Annotated in this window: 13 protein-coding genes; all 13 read right to left on the bottom strand. The window is 66.2% G+C overall.

The window, feature by feature from the left end:
- Positions 1-150: 150 nt before the first annotated feature.
- Positions 151-1,329: a cell division protein FtsZ gene (gene ftsZ, locus EYV96_RS13910; protein ID WP_131152133.1), complete on the bottom strand. Its 1,179-nt coding sequence runs from the start codon at positions 1,327-1,329 to the stop codon at positions 151-153.
- 146 nt (positions 1,330-1,475) lie between these two features.
- Positions 1,476-2,708, bottom strand: coding sequence for a cell division protein FtsA (gene ftsA / locus EYV96_RS13905; RefSeq protein ID WP_131152132.1), 1,233 nt, complete (start codon positions 2,706-2,708; stop codon positions 1,476-1,478).
- The gene (locus EYV96_RS13900; RefSeq protein WP_131152131.1) at positions 2,705-3,448 is read right to left on the bottom strand and encodes a cell division protein FtsQ/DivIB; all 744 of its coding nucleotides are present in this window, start codon (positions 3,446-3,448) and stop codon (positions 2,705-2,707) included. Before EYV96_RS13900 ends, ftsA begins: the two co-directional genes overlap by 4 nt.
- The gene (locus tag EYV96_RS13895) at positions 3,445-4,392 is read right to left on the bottom strand and encodes a D-alanine--D-alanine ligase (protein WP_131152130.1); all 948 of its coding nucleotides are present in this window, start codon (positions 4,390-4,392) and stop codon (positions 3,445-3,447) included. Before EYV96_RS13895 ends, EYV96_RS13900 begins: the two co-directional genes overlap by 4 nt.
- Positions 4,389-5,828, bottom strand: coding sequence for a UDP-N-acetylmuramate--L-alanine ligase (murC, locus tag EYV96_RS13890; RefSeq protein WP_131152129.1), 1,440 nt, complete (start codon positions 5,826-5,828; stop codon positions 4,389-4,391). Before murC ends, EYV96_RS13895 begins: the two co-directional genes overlap by 4 nt.
- Positions 5,825-6,901 carry an undecaprenyldiphospho-muramoylpentapeptide beta-N-acetylglucosaminyltransferase gene (gene murG, locus EYV96_RS13885; protein ID WP_131152128.1) on the bottom strand — a complete coding sequence of 359 codons (1,077 nt, stop codon included), beginning with the start codon at positions 6,899-6,901 and terminating at the stop codon, positions 5,825-5,827. The genes murC and murG overlap by 4 nt, the downstream gene beginning before the upstream one ends.
- Complete coding sequence (gene ftsW / locus EYV96_RS13880) at positions 6,898-8,142, bottom strand: putative lipid II flippase FtsW (RefSeq protein ID WP_131152127.1); 1,245 nt, start codon at positions 8,140-8,142, stop codon at positions 6,898-6,900. Before ftsW ends, murG begins: the two co-directional genes overlap by 4 nt.
- Positions 8,142-9,344: a phospho-N-acetylmuramoyl-pentapeptide-transferase gene (gene mraY, locus EYV96_RS13875; protein ID WP_131152126.1), complete on the bottom strand. Its 1,203-nt coding sequence runs from the start codon at positions 9,342-9,344 to the stop codon at positions 8,142-8,144. Before mraY ends, ftsW begins: the two co-directional genes overlap by 1 nt.
- Complete coding sequence (locus tag EYV96_RS13870; protein ID WP_131152125.1) at positions 9,334-10,701, bottom strand: UDP-N-acetylmuramoyl-tripeptide--D-alanyl-D-alanine ligase; 1,368 nt, start codon at positions 10,699-10,701, stop codon at positions 9,334-9,336. Before EYV96_RS13870 ends, mraY begins: the two co-directional genes overlap by 11 nt.
- The gene (locus EYV96_RS13865) at positions 10,698-12,173 is read right to left on the bottom strand and encodes a UDP-N-acetylmuramoyl-L-alanyl-D-glutamate--2,6-diaminopimelate ligase (RefSeq protein WP_131152124.1); all 1,476 of its coding nucleotides are present in this window, start codon (positions 12,171-12,173) and stop codon (positions 10,698-10,700) included. Before EYV96_RS13865 ends, EYV96_RS13870 begins: the two co-directional genes overlap by 4 nt.
- Complete coding sequence (locus EYV96_RS13860) at positions 12,170-13,987, bottom strand: peptidoglycan D,D-transpeptidase FtsI family protein (RefSeq protein ID WP_240732557.1); 1,818 nt, start codon at positions 13,985-13,987, stop codon at positions 12,170-12,172. Before EYV96_RS13860 ends, EYV96_RS13865 begins: the two co-directional genes overlap by 4 nt.
- A complete protein-coding gene (gene ftsL, locus EYV96_RS13855) occupies positions 13,984-14,256 on the bottom strand; it encodes a cell division protein FtsL (protein ID WP_131152123.1) in 273 nt (90 codons plus the stop codon). Before ftsL ends, EYV96_RS13860 begins: the two co-directional genes overlap by 4 nt.
- Entirely contained in the window at positions 14,253-15,182 is a 930-nt protein-coding gene (rsmH, locus tag EYV96_RS13850; RefSeq protein ID WP_131152122.1) for a 16S rRNA (cytosine(1402)-N(4))-methyltransferase RsmH, read from the bottom strand. Before rsmH ends, ftsL begins: the two co-directional genes overlap by 4 nt.
- Between the last annotated feature and the right edge of the window lie 26 nt (positions 15,183-15,208).

Below are 15,208 nucleotides of genomic sequence, written 5' to 3'. Positions count from 1 at the left end.
TTCCTGCCAGAGCAAAAACCCAGACTGACCCGCACGCAACTGCCGGAACTCACCCCGTAAACCGCACAATGTGCAGGTTCGGATCGGCAGCATCTGTGACTGACAAGTCAATCTGACGTTTGTTCACTCCTTTTTGAACGAAATTTTTCTTTAGTCGGCCTGGCGACGCAGGAAGGCCGGGATATCCAGGTAGTCAAAGCTCGGATCGGCACTCTTGGCCGGGCCATCGGCACGGGTCGTCGAGGCCACGGTCTCCGGCTGGGCGTAATCCACCACTTCGTTGCCCGTGCCCGTGCGAAGCACGACCGGACGCGGACGCTGGCGCATTTCGACCTGCTGGGTGGCGACCGGACGGACCGGCTGACGCGACACGGCACGGTTGAGGCCGGTAGCCACGACCGTCACGCGGACGTCGTCCTGCATTTCCGGGTCAAGCGAGGTACCGATCACCACGGTGGCGTCTTCGCTGGCGAAGTCGTGGATCACGCGACCGATCTCGTCGAATTCGCGCATCGTCAGGTTCGGACCGGCGGTGACGTTCACCAGGATGCCGCAGGCGCCATTGAGATTGACGTCTTCGAGCAACGGGTTGTTGATGGCAGCTTCGGCGGCGGCCTGGGCGCGGTCATCGCCACGGGCGGTACCCGAACCCATCATCGCCATGCCCATTTCGGACATCACGGTGCGGACGTCGGCAAAGTCGACGTTGATCAGGCCCGGCGAGGTGATGAGGTCGGCGATACCCTGCACGGCGCCCTGCAGCACGTCGTTGGCGGCCTTGAACGCATTGAGCAGGGTGACTTCGCGACCGAGCACCGAGAGCAGCTTCTCGTTGGGCACGGTGATCAGCGAATCCACGTGCTGCGAGAGGTCCTCGATACCTTTCATCGCAACCTGCATGCGACGACGGCCTTCGAACGGGAACGGCTTGGTCACCACGGCCACGGTCAGGATGCCCTTTTCCTTGGCCAGCTGAGCCACCACCGGCGCAGCGCCGGTACCGGTGCCACCGCCCATGCCCGCGGTGATGAACACCATGTCGGCGCCATCGAGCATTTCCTCGATGCGCTCACGGTCTTCCAGCGCGGCCTGGCGGCCTACTTCGGGGTTCGCGCCTGCGCCCAGGCCCTTGGTGACATTGGCGCCCAGCTGCAGGTGCGTGCGCGAGCCACAATTCTTCATGGCCTGCGCGTCGGTGTTGGCGACGACGAATTCGACGCCATCGATGTTTGCATTGAGCATGTGCGCCACGGCGTTACCGCCGCCGCCACCCACGCCAATCACTTTGATCACTGCATTCGGTGCGAGTTTTTCGATCAGTTCAAACATTTCCCGTCCTCCGTAGAGCTTTCGTTGTCGTTGTAACCACGAGTCCGGCTCCCTGCCGGCCCGTGGTGGTGGGTGAACATCCATTCACCCGCGGTGGCACTCCTGCACCACCAAACCGCCCCTGTTTCCGCGCCTTTCGCGCGAAATCAGAAATTCTTGGTCAACCAGCCGCGCAGCTTCTCGACCAGCCCGCCCACGCTGCCGCCACCCGTACTGCCTGCACGCATGCCGCCGGCGCGCGCGCCATGCAGCAACAGGCCGACGCCCGTCGAGTGCAGCGGATTGGCGACCACTTCGCCCAGGCCCGTCACGTGCTGCGGCACGCCGATACGCACCATCTTGTGGAAGATCTCCTCGGCCAGCTCCAGCGCACCTTCCATGCGCGAAGCACCGCCGGTGAGCACCACGCCCGCCGCGACGAGGCTCTCGAAGCCCGAGCGACGCAGCTCGTCCTGCACCATCTCGAAGATTTCCTCGTAACGCGCCTGCACGCTCTGCGCGAGGGACTGGCGCGCCAGGCGACGCGGCGGACGATCGCCCACGCTCGGCACCTGGATGGTTTCTTCCGCGTGCGCCAGCTGGGCCAGCGCGCAGGCGTACTTGATCTTGATCTCCTCGGCATGCGCGGTGGGCGTGTGCACGCCGTAGGCAATGTCGTTGGTGACCTGGTCACCGCCCACCGGCAGCGACTTGGTGTAGCGGATCGAGCCCTGCGTATAGATGGCGATGTCGGTCGTGCCCGCGCCGATGTCGACCAGGCACACGCCCAGCTCGCGCTCGTCGTCGGTCAGCACCGACTTGGCGCTCGCCACCGACGAGGGCACCAGTTCGTCCACGGACAGGCCGCAGCGCTGGATGCACTTGCTGATGTTCTGCACGGCCGCGGCCGCGCCGGTCACCAGATGCACGCTCGCCTCCAGACGCACGCCACTCATCCCGACCGGCGAACGGATGCCGTCCTGGCCGTCGATGCGGTATTCCTGCGATTCCTTGTAGAGCACCTTGCGGTCGGCCGGGATGGCGACCGCGCTGGCAGCTTCCAGCACCTGGTCGAGATCGCCCGGCGTCACTTCACGGTCGCGGATCGGCGCGGTGCCGTGCGAGTTGCGGGTTTCCAGATGGCTGCCGGAGATCGAAGCGTAGACCGAGCGGATATCGCATCCGGCCATCAGCTCCGCCTCTTCCACGGCACGCTGGATGGAGTGCACGGTCGATTCGATGTCGACCACCGAACCGCGCTTGAGACCGCGCGAGACGTGGGTGCCGATGCCGATGACCTCGATGGGCTCGCCCGGCTCGTACTCACCCACGATCGCCACCACCTTGGAGGTGCCGATGTCGAGGCCGACGACCAACTGCTTGTCGTTACGAGTTTTCATGTATTGGGCGTGCTCTTAGAGTTGACGTTGGCGGGGGCTTGCGTGGTTGGCCAACGCACGGCAAATCCATTGGTGTAGCGAAGATCGGCGTATTCGAAGCCTTCCGGGTGGGTGGCCTTGATCTGCGGAAAGACGTCCAGGAAGCGACGCAGGCGGCGACCCGCCTGATCGCGATCGCCCAGCACGATCTGCGCGCCACTCTCGGTGGTGAGCGACCAGCTGCCGCGTTCGGTCAGCGCCACCCCGGTAATGCGCAGATGCATGCCACCGAAAGCCTTGGTTGTTTCGGCATAGAAGCTCACAACTTCAGCAAGACGTGCATCCGGGCCGTGCAACGACGGCAGCGCCATGTCCGCTTCGCTCGGTGGCGCGTCAAACACCATGCCCTGACGACTGATCAGCTGCTTGTCGTTCCACCGCGCAAACGCCTGGCGCTCGTAAATGCGCAGCACGAGGGTGTCCGGCCAGCGCTTGCGCGCCTCGACCGATTCCACCCACGGCATCGCTGCGACGGCCTTCTGCACACCATCCAGATCGAGCGCGAAGAAGCCTTTGCCGAGACGCGGCAGCACGGCGGCGCGGACTTCGTCAGCGCTCACGTGCTTGAACTCGGCTTGCACCGTCAACTGGGTCACGGGCCAGCGATTGGCCGCAAACCATCCGCGCAGCACGCCCACGATCGGGAGCGCCACCAGCGCGATGGCCAGACACCAGGCAACGAGGCGGATAGCTCCCCTCACGCATCCTCCCTGAAGCTCGTTTCGAGGACGCGCCAGCACAGCGTCTCGTAGTCGATACCGATCGCCTTGGCGGCCTTGGGCACCAGCGAATGCGAGGTCATGCCCGGCGCAGTGTTCACTTCCAGCAGCCAGTTGCGACCGTGCTTGTCGCGCATCACGTCGACGCGCCCCCAACCGCCGCAGGCCAGCGCGTCGAACGCGGTCAGCGCCAGTGCCTGCATCTCGCGTTCGGCATCGCCACTCAGACCCGGGCAGATGTACTGCGTGTCTTCGGCGATGTACTTGGCGTTGTAGTCGTAGTACTCGCCCTTCGGGACGATCTTGATCGTCGGCAACACCTGGCGACCAAGGATGCCGACGGTGAACTCACCACCTTCGCTGGCATCGCCTTCGATCAGCGTTTCCATCAACAGCTCACCCGGATAGCGACGCGCCAGTTCCACGGCGGCATCGAGATCCTTTTCGTCGAACACGCGGGTGACGCCGACGCTCGAACCTTCCCACGCCGGCTTCACGATCAGCGGGAAGCCGATCTCGCGTGCCGCGGCATGCACATCGGCACCGTGCGGCAGCGCCTTGAAGCGCGGCGTCGGCAGGCCCAGCGACAGCCACACCTGCTTGGCGCGGATCTTGTCCAGCGACAGGGCCGAGCCGAGCACGCCCGAGCCCGTGAACGGCACGCGCAGCGCCTGCAGCGCGCCCTGGAGCTCGCCGTTCTCGCCGCCACCGCCATGCAGGATGTTGAACACGCGCGCGAAGTGACCGGCCCGCACGGCGTCGAGCAGCGCGGGGATGCCGTCGATGGCATGCGCATCCACGCCGCGCGCCTTGAGCGCTGCGAGCACACCGCGACCGGAGTCGAGGGAGACCTCGCGCTCGGCCGAGCTGCCGCCCAGGACGACAGCGACGCGGCCAAATTGTGCGGGATCGGTAATCGTCTTCACTTGCTCGTCCTCAGGTTGCCGGTGTTGGCGATGTCCACGGCAGCGGCGCCGATATCGCCCGCACCGAGCAGCAACAACAGATCGCCGTCACGCAGCAGCGTCGGCAGCGTTTCCTTGAAATCGCGCGGATGATCGATCAACACCGGATCAACCTTGCCGCGTGCACGGACCGCACGCGCCAGCGCGCGGCCGTCGGCGCCAGCGATCGGCGCTTCACCGGCCGGATAGACCTCCGTCAGCACCAGCACGTCCGCTTCAGCCAGCACGTTGGCGAAGTCGTCGAGCAGATCACGCGTACGGCTGTAGCGATGCGGCTGGAAGCCGACCACCAGGCGACGGTCCGGCCAGCCGCCACGCGCCGCGGCAAACACCGCCGCCAGCTCGCGCGGGTGGTGACCGTAGTCATCCACGAGCAGGGCCGTGCCCTTGTCGAGCGCCAGTTCGCCCCGGCGATGGAAGCGACGACCGACACCCTGGAAACCTTCCAGCGCGCGGGCGATCGCTTCGGCTTCCACGCCCAGCTGCCAGCCGATGGCGGCGGCGGCAAGCGCGTTGAGCACGTTGTGGCGACCCGGCAGGTTGAGCTTCACATGCAGCGCATCGGCACGACCCGGCAGCCACAGGTCGAAATGCATTTCGAAGCCGTGCTGCGACAGGTTGGAGGCGCGCACGTCGGCGTCGGTGGTATCGATGCCGTAGGTCATCACGCGGCGCGACGTGCTCTTCGCCAGCGCGGCGACTTCCGGATCGTCAACGCACAACACGGCCAGGCCGTAGAACGGCAGGCGATGCAGGAAGTCGGCAAAGGCTTTCTTCACCAGCGCGAAGTCGCCCTGGTAGTTCTCCAGGTGATCGGCGTCGATGTTGGTGACGGCGGCAACCACTGGCGACAACATCAGGAACGAGCCGTCGGATTCATCGGCTTCGGCGACGAGGTACTGACCGGTGCCCAGTCGCGCATTCGCGCCGGCCGCATTGAGCTGGCCGCCGATCACGAAGGTCGGGTCGTATTTCGCCTCGGCCAGCACGCTTGCGGTGAGACTGGTGGTGGTCGTCTTGCCGTGCGTTCCGGCAATCGCGATACCCCGGCGGAATCGCATCAGCTCGCCCAGCATTTCGGCACGCGGCACCACCGGCACGCGCAGCGCGCGCGCCGCGACCAGTTCCGGGTTGTCTGCATGGATCGCGCTGGAAGTCACCACCACGTCAGCGTCGCCGACGTTTTCAGCGGCATGGCCGACATGCACCGTGATACCCAGGCTCGCCAGGCGCTGCGCGGTCGACGAGTTCGACTTGTCCGAACCGGACACGGCATAGCCGAGGTTATGCAGCACTTCGGCGATACCACTCATGCCCACGCCACCGATGCCGATGAAGTGGACGCGCTGGAACGTGGCCATCAAATCTTCGTGCGCGAGGAGACGACGCGGCGTCATGCGGCCACCTCCACGCAAGCGCGCGCGATCACCGCGGCGGCATCGGGCTTCGCCAGCGTGCGGGCGGCGTTGGCCATGCCCAGCATGCGCTGGCGATCATCCAGCAACGCCTCGAGGCGTTGCGCAAACTGCTGTACGTCCAGATCTCGCTCCTGAATCAATTCGGCCGCGCCCGCCGCCACGAGGGCTTCGGCGTTGCGCGTCTGGTGGTCATCCACCGCATGCGGGAACGGCACGAGCACCGCGCCCAAACCGGCAGCGGTCAACTCGGCCAGGGTCAGCGCGCCAGCACGGCACACCGCCAGGTCGGCCCATGCATAAGCACCGGCCATGTCTTCGATGAAAGGAACGATCTGCGCGTCGACGCCGGCCTTGGCGTAGGCCTCGCGCGCCTCGTCCACGCCGCGGCTGCCGCACTGGTGCAGCACCTCAGGACGCTGCGCGACAGGCAGCACGGCCAGCGCTTGCGGCAGCGCCAGGTTGAGCGCTCGTGCGCCAAGGCTGCCGCCCAGGACGAGCAGGCGTGCCCGACCTTCGCGCGCACCGAAGCGGTCGCTCGGAGCGGGCAGCGCGGCAATCGCGCCACGCACCGGGTTACCGACCCACTCGGCATTCGGCAGCGTTTCGTCGAAACCTTCCATCACGCGCGCGGCATGCGCGGCGAGCTTGCGATTGGTGAATCCGGCCACGCGATTTTGCTCGTGCACCAGCAGCGGCTTGCCCAGCAGACGAGCCGCCACGCCGCCGGGGCCGGCCACATAACCGCCCATCGACAACACGCTGCGCGGACGCACCGTCATCATCACGCGCAACGATGCGAGCAGCGCACGCGCCAGCATCAGCGGCGCCATCAGGCGCGTCGCGATGCCCTTGCCGCGCAAGCCGCCCACGGCAACGGTCTTAAGTTCAATGCCATGCGCCGGCACAACCTTGGTTTCCATGCCGCCGACTGCACCCAGCCAGACCACCGGCACGCCCTGGTGACGCAGCGTTTCGGCCACGGCCAGGCCGGGGAAGATGTGACCGCCGGTACCGCCGGCCATGATCAACACGGGCGCCACGTGCTTGCTCATGCGCTCACCGCCTCGCGCTCCCGCGCGGCAGCCGTGGCGACGGCCGGATTGGCATCCGGCACGGCCATGCCCGGAACGCGGGCCGCCATCTGGCGGGCGTCCATGGCACGGTTGATTTCATACGTGGCACGCAGCAGCACGCCGGCCATGGCACAGGTCAGCACCATCGACGAGCCGCCGTAGCTGATCAGCGGCAGCGTCAGGCCCTTGGTCGGGAGCGCGCCGAGGTTCACGCCAATCGACACCATGGTCTGCAGGCCGATCATCAGCGAGATGCCAAAGGCAACGTAGCCGGCGAAACGCTGGCCGATCTCGACGCCCTTCAGGCCCATGTACAAGCCGCGACCGACGGTGAGCGCGAACAGGCTCATCACGCCGATGATGCCGGCCAGGCCGAGCTCCTCGGAGATCACCGCAAAGATGAAGTCGGTATGCGCTTCGGGCAGGTACGACAGCTTCAGCACGCTCGAACCCAGGCCCACACCCGTCCATTCGCCACGACCGATCGCCATCAGCGACTGCGTCAGCTGGAAGCCGTCGTTGAATGGGTCCTTCCACGGATCCATGAACGAGGTCAGGCGCTTCACGCGATAGCTTTCGCTGGTGGCGGCGATCGCCAGCAGCGGCATCAGCGGCAGGCCCATGCCGAACAGGAAGATCGGACGCGCGCCGCCCAACCACACCATCGCGATGGTCACAGCGATCACCAGCGTGGCCGAACCAAAGTCCGGCTGCGCCAGCAGCATCAGCACCATCAGGCCCGCCACCATGATCGGCTTGAGCAGGCCGAGGAAGCGCGTTTCCACGCTTTCCCGATGACGCACGAGATAGCTGGCGATATAGACCACCAGAATCAGCTTCACTGCTTCCACCGGCTGGAAGCTGGTGACCACCAGGTTCAACCAGCGACGCGCACCATTGATGCGCATGCCAATGCCGGGCAGGAACACCATCAGCAACAGAATGAACGCGACCATCATCAGCAGGAACGCGTTCTTCTCCAGCACCTTTAGCTCGGTGCGCATGGCGAAGCCGGCCAGGAACAGGCCCAGGCCCAGGAACATCAGGTGCTTCTTCAGGAAATAGAACGGACCCAGATGCTGGCTGTCGGCCACGGCAATCGAGCTGGACGTAATCATCACCAGACCCACGCACGCCAAACCGACAAGCGCGATCAGCAGCAGCAGATCGAAGCTGCCCTGCGGACCTTGTCGGCGTTTGGCTTGCGAGGATCCGAACATCAGCGCACCTTCAACGTGGCGAGGCCGATGAGCACCAGCACGACGCTGATGATCCAGAAACGAACGATGACGCGAGGCTCGGGCCAGCCCTTCAACTCGAAGTGATGATGGATCGGCGCCATGCGGAAGATGCGCTTGCCGGTGAGCTTGAAGCTCGCCACCTGCAGCATCACCGACACCGTTTCCATCACAAACACGCCACCCATCACCAGCAGCACCACTTCCTGGCGCACGATCACGGCAATCGCGGCCAGCGCGGCGCCGATGGCCAGCGCGCCAACGTCACCCATGAACACCTGCGCGGGATACGTGTTGAACCACAGGAAACCCAGGCCCGCGCCCGAGAGCGCGCCGCACAGGATCGCCAACTCACCCGCACCCGGAATCGACGGGATGCCGAGGTATTCGGAGAACACGCGGTTACCGGCCAGGTACGCGAACACGCCCAGCGCGCCGGAGACCAGCACCGTCGGCATGATCGCCAGGCCATCCAGTCCGTCGGTGAGGTTCACCGCGTTGGAGAAGCCCACGATCATGAAGTACGTCAGCACCACGAACCACAGACCCAGCGGAATCGCGACCTGCTTGAACAGCGGCACGAACAGCGCGGTCTCGGCGACTTCCTTCGCGCAGGCGATCGGCGCCGGCTCGCTGGTCAGGCGCAGTTCCAGCGCGCTCTTGGCGACCGGCTCGGCGTGCTGCACGACGGCGGTCACCGGCTTCACGCACGGGGGCGGCGTGGTCGGCGCGGTGAAGTACAGGAACAGCGCGGCGATCAGGCCGAACACCGACTGCCAGAAATACTTCCAGCGCGAGGCCAGGCCGCGGCTGTCCTTGAGCACCAGCTTCTTGTAGTCGTCGTAGAAGCCGATGACGCCGAAGCTCAGCAGCACGGCCAGCACCACCCACACATAGCGATTGTGCAGATCGGCCCACAGCAACGTGCTGATGGCGACGGCGAGCAAGATCATCACGCCACCCATGGTCGGCGTGCCGGCCTTGGACAGGTGCGTCTGCGGGCCATCCTTGCGCACCACCTGCCCTGCCTTCAGGTCCGCCAGCTTGCGGATCAGGTAGGGGCCGAACAGCAGCGAGAGGGACAGCGCGGTGAGCGCCGCCATGATCGTGCGGAAGGTGATGTATTGGAAAAGATGCAGCGCAGTGAAGTGGCGTGCCATCCAGTCGGCGAGTTCAAGCAGCATGATCTGCGCCTCCCGCCTGGGTGTCGTTGCGAAGCGCGGCAACCACCTGTTCCATGCCAGCCGAGCGCGAGCCCTTGACCAGACAGGTGACGCCGGCATGGATCTGCTTGCGCAAGGAAGCGCTCAATGCCGTCTTGTCCTCAAAATGTTCGGCGCCTGCGCCGAAGGCTTCTGCCGCTGCCGCACTGAGGGGGCCAACGGCGAACAGGCGATCCACGCCGCGCTGACGCGCGCGTTCGCCAATGGATGCATGCAACGCTCGCCCGGTCGGCCCAAGCTCTGCCATATCGCCCAGCACCAGCCAGCGCTCGCCCTGCGCCAGTGCCAGCGTATCGATGGCGGCAGCGACGGAACCGGGGTTGGCGTTGTAGCTGTCGTCAATCAGGGTCCAGCCGCCGGGCATGCTTTCGGCATTCAGGCGACCGGCCACGCCCGGCACGTTTTCCAGGCCGGCGACGATGGTGTCGAGCGGGACTTCCAGCGCGATGCCGATGGCGGCCGCAGCCAGCGCATTGGCAATGTTGTGGCGGCCCGGCAGCGGCAGCGCGACCTCGGCGTCGCCCACGGGGGTGCTCAGCACGAAGCTCGAACCGTCAACGCGCTGGTCGAGGATGTCCGCGCCGATGTCGGCCTTGTGGTCGAGCGCAAAACGCAGCTGCTTGCGACCGTTCGCCAGCCCGGCGAAGAAACTCGCAAACGCATCGTCACCATTGATGATCGCCACGCCGTCCGCCGGCAACGCCTGATACAGCGCGCCCTTGGTTTCGGCCACGCCTTCCACGCTACCCATGCGCTCAAGATGCGCCGGCGCAATGGTGTTCACGAGGCCGATATCGGGCCGCGCGATGGCAGCCAGGTAGGCGATGTCGCCCGGCTTGCCCGCGCCCATTTCCAGCACGGCGTACTCGGCGTCCTGCGGCATGGCCAGCAGCGTCAGCGGCAGGCCCAGCTCGTTGTTGTAGTTGCCGGCATTGACGTGGGTGCGGCCGTGGCGCGACAGGATCGACGCAGCCAGGGTCTTCACGGTGGTCTTGCCGTTGGAGCCGGTGATGCCGACCACGCGCACATTGCTCTGCGCGCGCACGGCACTCGCCAGGTCGCCGAGCGCCAGCTGCGTGTCATCGACGATGACCTGCGGCAGCGGCGAATCCACCTTGCGCTGGACCATCGCAGCAACGGCGCCCGCTTCGGCGGCCTGCGCCAGGAAATCGTGCCCGTCGACGCGCTCGCCCTTGATGGCGACGAACACATCGCCGGCGGCGATCTTGCGGGTGTCGATGGCCACGCCATGGACGTCCACGTCGTTGCCGACCAGATGTCCGCGGGTCCACAGGGCAATGGTATTCAGACGCATCATGCGCGAACCTCCAGCGCAGCACGAGCGACTGCAAGATCATCGAAGGGGCGCTTGCCCTGCGCACCCTCCTGGTAAGTTTCGTGGCCCTTGCCGGCGATCAGAACCACGTCGCCGGTGCGTGCCATGTTCAGTGCCAGCGCGATGGCCTTGGCGCGGTCACGCTCGATCAGCATGTCGTCGGGACGGCTGAGCCCCGCAACGATGTTCGCCACGATGACGTCGCCGTCTTCGCCGCGCGGATTGTCGTCGGTGATGATGGCCACGTCGGCCAGGCGCTCGGCGATCGCACCCATCAGCGGGCGCTTGCCGGCGTCGCGCTCGCCACCGCAGCCAAACACGCAGATCAGTCGGCCTTCGCCATGCGCGCGCACGGCCTTGAGCGTCTGCTCCAGCGCGTCCGGCGTATGCGCGTAATCCACCACCACGAGCGGCTGGCCATGATGGCCGCCGAGGCGGCTCATGCGGCCATCGACCGGATGCAGCGCGTGCACGGCGTCGAGAATGCGTTCGAACGGCTCGCCCAGCGCGCCAAGGCTGGCGATCACCGCCAGCATGTTGTCGACGTTGAAGCGGCCGATCAGGTGCGTCTGCACCGGACGCGAACCCCACGGCGTATGCAAGTCGAAGCGCAGGCCTTCGGCCGAGGTTTCGATATGCGAGGCACGCACGTCGGAAGCCAGATCCGCCACCGCGCTCATGCGCAGCGTGCGCACGCGCGACGGCACGCGACCGAGCAGTTCGCGACCGAACGCGTCGTCAACATTGATCGCGGCATGCGTCAGCGTCGGCCAGGCGAACAGCTTGGCCTTGGCGTCGCCATAGGCTTCCATGCTGCCGTGGTAATCAAGGTGATCGCGCGTCAGGTTGGTGAACACAGCCGTGTCGAACGCCACGGCGCCCACGCGACCCTGCTCCAGCGCATGCGAGGACACTTCCATCGCCACATGCGTCGCGCCCTGCTCGCGGAACGAGGCCATCAGCGCATGCACATGGATGGCATCCGGCGTCGTGCGCTCACCTTCTTCGACATGCCCGTGCATGCCCGCACCCAGCGTGCCGATCGTGGCGACGCGGTGACCGAGGTGATGCAGGCCCTGCGCGATCAGCTGCACGGTGGACGTCTTGCCGTTGGTACCGGTAACGCCCACCACATGCATGGCTTCGGACGGACGGCCGTAGAAGCGCGAGGCGATCTCGCCCACCTGCGCATGCAGATTGTCGATCCACACTACAGGCACACCGAGCGTCGGGGCCTGGCGTGCCGGCGCTTCGGCCAGCACCACCTGGGCACCCTTCTCCACCGCACCGGCGGCAAAGTCGATGCCGTGGCCGCGCGTACCCTGCAGCGCAAAGAAGGCGTTGCCCGCGCGCACCTGGCGGGAATCGAGCGTGAGGCCCGAGACGACGATATCGCCGGCACCCGGGGCGTCGGCGATACCTTGCAAAAGCTGGTCGAGGCGCTGGCCCGTCATGGCGTGAAATCCTCGACGGGCGCGTCTTCTACAACGGGCGCTTCCGGCGGCTTGGTGCCGACCAACCCGCTATTGCCTTGCAGCGGACCGCCGACATACCAACGCCCGATGTTGTCGGGCGGGACATCCAGCAGGCGCAAGGCGCCATCCATCACCTTGGCGAAAACGGGCGCGGACACCAGGCCACCGTAGTAGCTGCCCTTGCGCGGGTTATCGATGATCACCACGGCAGCCATGCGCGGATGGCTCGCCGGCACCAGGCCCGCGAACGCCGCGCTGTAGTTGTTCTTGGCGTAGCTGCCGTTCATCGCCTTGTGCGCGGTGCCGGTCTTGCCCGCCACGGCGTAGTTGGCGATCCAGGCATACGGCGCGGCGGTGCCGCCCGGCTGCGTGGTCGATTCGAGCATCTGCACCAGCTTCTGCGCGATGGTCGGGTCGATGATCTGACGCGTATCGCCCTCGGCACCCTTCACGAACGACGGCGAGTGCATCACGCCCTGGTTGCCGATGGTGGCGTAGGCGTTGGCCAGCTGCAGCGGCGTGGCGTTGAGGCCGTAGCCGTAGGCCATGATCGCCTTTTCCAGCGGGCGCCAGTCGCGACCCACCTTCATATAGCCGGCGGCCTCACCCGGGAAGCCGCTGTTGGTGCTGCTGCCGAAGCCAAAGGCGCGGTAGGTGTCGTACATGAGGCCCGTGTCGAGCGTCATGGCGATCTTGGCCGCACCGATGTTGCTGGATTTCTGGATGACACCCGTCGGCGTGAGCACACCCCAGGCGTGGGTGTCACGGATGGTGTGCGTCATGTAATAGAAGTTGCCGTTGCCCGTGTCGATCAGCGGGCTGGTCGGCGTGTACTTGCCCGTCGACAGCGCGGCAGCCATCAGGATCGGCTTGATCGTCGACCCCGGCTCCACCACGTCGGTCATCGCGCGGTTGCGGCGCTGTTCGGCGGTGCTGGTGCGCAGGGCATTGGGGTTGTAGGTCGGCCAGCTGACCATGGCCAGCACTTCGCCCGTCGACACGTCCAGCACCACCATCGTGCCGGAGTCGGCCTCCGACTTCTCGATGGTGTTCTTCAGCTCGTTATAAGCAAGGAACTGAATGCGGCGATCGATGCTGAGCGTGATGTTGCGACCCGGCTGCGGCGCACGCACCTGCTCCACGTCTTCCACCACATGGCCCATGCGATCGCGGATCACGCGCTTGGCGCCCGGCTTGCCGGCGAGCCAGTCGTCGAACGCCAGCTCCAGGCCTTCCTGGCCGTGGTCGTCGATATTGGTGAAGCCCAGGATGTGCGAGGTGACCGGGCCCGACGGATAGAAACGGCGGAATTCGCGCTGGCCGTTGACGCCCGGGATGCCCAGGTCCAGAACGGCCTGCGCCGCGTCGGGGCTCATCTGGCGACGCAGATACACAAACTCGCGACCGGCGCGCTGCTGCAGGTAATCCTTGATCTGCGCCGGATCGGCACCGATGGCTTTGGCCAGCGCCGGAATGCGGTCTTCGCTTTCCAGCACTTCGGACGGGTTGGCCCAGATCGACATCACCGGCGTCGACACCGCCAGCGGCTCGCCGTTGCGATCGAAGATGGTGCCGCGCGAAACGGCGATCGGCACTTCACGCAGGAAGCGGGCGTCGCCCTGCGTCTGGTAGAACTCCTTGCGCACCACCTGCAGGTCAAACGCGCGCGCCACCAGGCCCATCGAGGCCAGCGACAGCACGGCCACCACGACCACCATGCGACGGCGGGCGCTCGGTCCATTGCCGCGACGGCGAGAGCTGGTGGGAAGGTGGTTGCGCGGGCGCATGTTCATCGGCGCACCAGCTGGATGTCTTGCGGGCGCGGGTTGACCATGCCCAGCTTCTGGCGCGCTTCGGTATCGACGCGACGCGGCTCGGCCCAGGTGGCCTGCTCCAGTTCCAGCTTGCCGTATTCAATATTGATTTCGTCGCGCTGGTTCTGCAGCCGGGTCAGCTCGACGAACAACACGCGGCTCTCGTGACGCGTCCACACCACGCCGACCGCGCTGGCCAGGACGGCCGCGAGGATGATCAGCAGGCAGGCCACGCCCAGTGCCTTCATGAAAGCTTCTCCGCCACGCGCAGCACGGCCGAACGCGAACGCGGGTTCGCTTCCAGCTCGGCGTCGGACGGAAACTGCGCCTTGCCGACGGCGGCAAGACGCGCAGGTGCGGCAGCCACGGGCGGGCCACGGCGACTACCCTGCACGCGACCGGAGTGGTCACGGATAAACAGCTTCACCGCGCGGTCTTCCAGCGAGTGGAAGCTGATGATCGACAGGCGACCGCCGACGTTAAGGCGATCCAGCGCGGCGTTGAGGCCGACCTGGAGCGAATCCAGCTCGCGGTTCACGCGGATGCGCAGCGCCTGGAAGCTGCGCGTGGCCGGGTTCTTGCCCGGCTCGCGACGACCGACGATGCGCTCGATCAGCGCGGCCAGTTCGCCGGTGCGGGTGATCGGCTGTTCGGCGCGGCGCTCAACGATGGCGCGGGCGATCTTGCGGCTGAATCGCTCATCGCCAAAGGTCCACAGCACGTCGGCGATCTCGCGCTCGTCAGCATGGGCGAGGAAATCCGCGGCGCTTTCGCCCTGCGTGGTGTCCATGCGCATGTCCAGCGGCGCATCGGCCATGAAGCTGAAGCCACGGGCGGCTTCATCGAGCTGGGGCGAGGACACGCCGAGGTCGAGCAGGATGCCGTCGAGGCCGGCGGCGGTTTCGTCCCACTCGCCCAGCGTCGAGAAGTTTGCGTGGCGGATGGACACGCGCGGATCGCCGGCGAATTCAGCCTGGGCCGTGGCGATGGCGGTGGGATCGCGATCCATCAGCAGCAGGCGACCGTCGGGACCGAGGCGCGACAGCACCTCGCGAGCGTGTCCGCCGCGGCCGAAGGTGCCATCGAGATAACGCCCGCCTGCCCGCACGGCGAGTCCCTCCACTGCTTCAGTCAGCATTACCGGGATGTGCCGCAATTCAGAGCTGGTTGCCATGCTTCAAGTCGCCCGTGTGTCCATGC

The sequence above is a fragment of the Dyella terrae genome (assembly GCF_004322705.1).
In the GTDB taxonomy this organism is placed as follows: domain Bacteria; phylum Pseudomonadota; class Gammaproteobacteria; order Xanthomonadales; family Rhodanobacteraceae; genus Dyella_D; species Dyella_D terrae.
The sequence above is the reverse complement of the archived record's forward strand: the minus strand, read 5'-3'. Positions and strand labels throughout refer to the sequence as shown.

Excerpts from the sequence above, each read along its gene's own strand:
- ftsZ (WP_131152133.1), bottom strand. The coding sequence starts at position 1,329 with ATGTTTGAACTGATCGAAAAACTCGCACCGAATGCAGTGATCAAAGTG.
- ftsA (WP_131152132.1), bottom strand. The coding sequence starts at position 2,708 with ATGAAAACTCGTAACGACAAGCAGTTGGTCGTCGGCCTCGACATCGGC.
- murC (WP_131152129.1), bottom strand. The coding sequence starts at position 5,828 with ATGACGCCGCGTCGTCTCCTCGCGCACGAAGATTTGATGGCCACGTTC.
- murG (WP_131152128.1), bottom strand. The coding sequence starts at position 6,901 with ATGAGCAAGCACGTGGCGCCCGTGTTGATCATGGCCGGCGGTACCGGC.
- ftsW (WP_131152127.1), bottom strand. The coding sequence starts at position 8,142 with ATGTTCGGATCCTCGCAAGCCAAACGCCGACAAGGTCCGCAGGGCAGC.
- mraY (WP_131152126.1), bottom strand. The coding sequence starts at position 9,344 with ATGCTGCTTGAACTCGCCGACTGGATGGCACGCCACTTCACTGCGCTG.
- EYV96_RS13870 (WP_131152125.1), bottom strand. The coding sequence starts at position 10,701 with ATGATGCGTCTGAATACCATTGCCCTGTGGACCCGCGGACATCTGGTC.
- EYV96_RS13865 (WP_131152124.1), bottom strand. The coding sequence starts at position 12,173 with ATGACGGGCCAGCGCCTCGACCAGCTTTTGCAAGGTATCGCCGACGCC.
- EYV96_RS13860 (WP_240732557.1), bottom strand. The coding sequence starts at position 13,987 with ATGAACATGCGCCCGCGCAACCACCTTCCCACCAGCTCTCGCCGTCGC.
- ftsL (WP_131152123.1), bottom strand. The coding sequence starts at position 14,256 with ATGAAGGCACTGGGCGTGGCCTGCCTGCTGATCATCCTCGCGGCCGTC.
- rsmH (WP_131152122.1), bottom strand. The coding sequence starts at position 15,182 with ATGGCAACCAGCTCTGAATTGCGGCACATCCCGGTAATGCTGACTGAA.